This is a genomic window from Peribacillus sp. NPDC058002 (assembly GCF_042886655.1).
GTDB classification, from domain to species: Bacteria; Bacillota; Bacilli; order Bacillales; family DSM-1321; genus Peribacillus; species Peribacillus aracenensis.
Genome location: NZ_JBHVQU010000337.1, coordinates 1 through 3,156, shown reverse-complemented (window position 1 = coordinate 3,156; position 3,156 = coordinate 1). Strand labels below are relative to the sequence as shown.

The 3,156-nt window shown below is 37.7% G+C and carries 4 protein-coding genes; 2 read left to right on the top strand and 2 right to left on the bottom strand.

Features of this window, described 5'->3' with window-relative positions; genetic code table 11:
- Together ACFVSH_RS24630 and ACFVSH_RS24625 are read right to left on the bottom strand one after the other, a co-directional pair.
- Positions 1-565: amidohydrolase family protein (locus ACFVSH_RS24630; RefSeq protein WP_387708369.1), on the bottom strand; the 565-nt coding region annotated here is incomplete at its 3' end.
- A gap of 32 nt (positions 566-597) precedes the next feature.
- Positions 598-1,083, bottom strand: a complete 486-nt coding sequence (locus ACFVSH_RS24625) for a nucleoside deaminase (protein WP_387708367.1) — start codon at positions 1,081-1,083, stop codon at positions 598-600.
- A gap of 222 nt (positions 1,084-1,305) precedes the next feature.
- Here ACFVSH_RS24625 and ACFVSH_RS24620 point away from each other — a divergent pair, with 222 nt between their 5' ends.
- Together ACFVSH_RS24620 and ACFVSH_RS24615 are read left to right on the top strand one after the other, a co-directional pair.
- Complete coding sequence (locus ACFVSH_RS24620; RefSeq protein WP_260287526.1) at positions 1,306-2,208, top strand: AEC family transporter; 903 nt, start codon at positions 1,306-1,308, stop codon at positions 2,206-2,208.
- A 269-nt stretch (positions 2,209-2,477) separates the two neighbouring features.
- Entirely contained in the window at positions 2,478-2,888 is a 411-nt protein-coding gene (locus ACFVSH_RS24615; RefSeq protein ID WP_387598977.1) for a hypothetical protein, read from the top strand.
- Positions 2,889-3,156: the final 268 nt, after the last annotated feature.

The following is a 3,156-nucleotide window of genomic DNA, read 5'->3' as shown; positions in this document are numbered from 1 at the left end:
CGTATATTTTTTGCAGCATATCCTCCTCCGTAAGTGAAACGGCCGGGAAATTCATGACTTCAGCTAAACCGAGCACTCTCGGGTTTTGATAAAACGGAATTAAATCTTCACTTTTTAGGACAGCACCAGAGTGTTCAAACTCCGTAGCAGGTACACAAGAAGGCATCATGAAGTAAAAGTCAAAAGGGAGTTGAGCGGATTGATCAATCATATATTCCATGCCCATTTTGCCAGAAACATTGGCAATTTCATGAGGGTCTGCAATGATGCTCGTCACACCATGTAAAAGGAGGATTTTTGCGAGTTCCGATGGCCTTACCATCGAAGATTCAATATGGACATGGCCATCGATGAATGTAGGGCATACGAATTTTCCTGCTGCATCGATTTCTGAAATACCCTCATAACGCCCAATTCCAGCAAAAAAACCATCGACGACAGCAATGTCACCTTTATAGATATCACCATTGAAAACATCTATGATTTGCCCGTTCTTTATGACACAATCCGCAGGCGTTCTCCCAGCAGCAACGTCTATTCTCCTTTTAAGCAAGTTTTTTTTCATATGCGTAACCCCTTTGACAAAAATATAACCGGTTAATATTTCACTTTTTCAGTACTGGTTTCCCATGTTCGAAATGGTAATTCGTGGTCATTTAAAGAAAGTTGTTCCATTTTTATCGTCCGTTTTTCCATTGGCAGGGCAAGTTCCTTGTATATAAAGTGATCATCAAAACCAATAAGTGCAGCGTCTTCTTTAGTACATGCGTAATAAATGGCTTTAGGACGTGCCCAATAAATAGCACCGATGCACATGGGGCAAGGTTCGCAGCTAGTGTAAATTTCACAATCTGCAAGCTGGAAGCTGTCGAGATTCCTGCATGCATCACGAATCGCCTGTACTTCGGCGTGAGCTGTAGGATCGTTGGCCGTTGTCACATTATTACATCCTCTGCCTACGACTTTGCCATCTTTAACGATTATGGCACCAAAAGGTCCTCCGTTCTTTGCCATAACATTTTCATATGCAAGCCGAACTGCCATCTCCATGTATTTTACATCCACTAAAAAACACCCCTTCATATATTAATAACCAAAAAGTGTTGATGTTACGTTTATGAACGTAAATATAATAAACAATATACCATACGCATTGGGAAACGGATTATTTTTTTCTGAAAATAAAGAAAATTCATTTTTCGGTAATATATAAGAAATCAAAAGGTGGTTTAAAAGAATTTTTACAAATAATTATAAAACTGATATGGTTAGAAGAAAATCATTAGAATTATGAAGGTGATATGCATGGGGTTTTTGGGAGTTCTTTTACCGATATTCGGTATATTTGTTTTAGGTTTCATTGGTCAGAAAAAGTTTAAACTTGATACAAAATCGATTTCAACGATGGCATTATATTTAATGTCACCTTTTCTTGTATTCCGAACTTTTTATTCCGCAGAATTTACGATTAATTATGTTTACCTGTTCTTATTCACGATAGTACTTTGTCTTTCTCTCATTCTGGTAGTCTACATCATATCTTTTTTTCGCAATTATACAGTCACTGAAACAAGCGGCATGATATTGGCATCGGCATTCATGAATAACGGGAATTACGGAACACCTGTCATTTTCCTGTTATTCGGTGCCGCAGGACTCGATTATGCAATAATCCTTATGGTGGGACAGCAGTTAGTGATGTGCACGATAGGCATATATTTCGCAGCAAAGGGCAGCCCGGAAGGTAACGGAGTTCAAACAGCGATTAAAGCAGTATGTCGGATGCCAATTGTTTATGGAGCCATTGCGGGTACAGTATTTCAGTTCGGGAACATACCTTTAAGCAATTCGGTTATGGAAGCTATTAACCTTGTAGCAAATGCAGCAATCCCAACAATCATGATTACACTGGGAATGCAGCTGGCCAACATTTCCCTGAAAAAGATTGCCTATCGAAAACTATCAGTTTCGCTGTTACTTAAACTTGCCGTTTCACCAGCCATTGCCTTCCTGCTATCACTTGCCTTACCAGTGGGTGAAATGGTCAGGCATATCATGATCATCGTAGCTGCCATGCCAACGGCGGCCAACACTACGATGTATGCGCTCCAATTCAACACAGAGCCTGAATTCGTATCAAGTGCTACTTTCATAAGTACTTCATTAAGCCTGATTACGCTTCCAATCATCTTTTTCTTTGTATTATAGAAGATTATGATTCTAATTATGTGGGCAAACTTATTATATGCACGAAGTGGGGGATTCCTATCTAATTCAAAAACGGGATCTTAGAGGTTGCATGTATTGCCCTTGATGACCAAGTCTTGGGATAGGTTCCCATGGCTGTTAATAAACGAACTTAGGGACTTTGATTTATGTGATGATTGAGAATGATCTTCAACAATTTCCTATTTAAGGGTGAGCTTGTTTAACTGGCGTTTACTTATTTAAATGCTGTATTTGATTGGAGGGGTTTTGTGTTCCAGACTAAAATTAAACTGATTAATACTGGAAAGATTGATGCCATTTTAAAGGGAATCGTCCTGAAGACCTATGAAGAAGCACTAGAAGAAAAACTCTTGCTATGCATGGAGTGCGGGGATGTCGATTTTTATATCGCGTATTCAAATAATGAGGAACTTCAAGATGCGATTAATGAAAACTTTGAAATTGATGAATGTGGCGAAATCATCAAGATAGATGAACATCAAGAACTTATGGATGATTTATTCGATCATTTCTTGATCATACATAAGGAAAGTGAAATGTTTGATTATTTTCCAGCAGGTCCATATACTCTCGGTGGGGAAATCCGTGAATCGGATACGGATATGCTGGCGCCAAGAGGATTATATTCAGCGCCATTTGAAGATGCGTTAAAGGCATGATGGAAAAGACAGCAATTGCTGTCTTTTTTTTCGTGCTGATTTATAAAAGCTCGTTGTGCTGACGGGAAATAAATGATTTTTTACAAGGAGAGGGAATGATTCGGGGGTTAACAGTTTATACTTATCTGTTTTATGAAATATAGCAATAATATCATGAAATATGGTATCGTTTTTAACAAATTAAAGTTTATATGGTAATTTTAAGAAAAATTTTATATAATAAAAAGTGTTAATATTGAATATATTTTTTAAATTACTTGTTTAAAAT

Bases quoted from the DNA above. Each gene is read 5' to 3' on its own strand.
- ACFVSH_RS24620 (WP_260287526.1), top strand. From the start codon at position 1,306: ATGGGGTTTTTGGGAGTTCTTTTACCGATATTCGGTATATTTGTTTTA.
- ACFVSH_RS24625 (WP_387708367.1), bottom strand. From the start codon at position 1,083: ATGAAGGGGTGTTTTTTAGTGGATGTAAAATACATGGAGATGGCAGTT.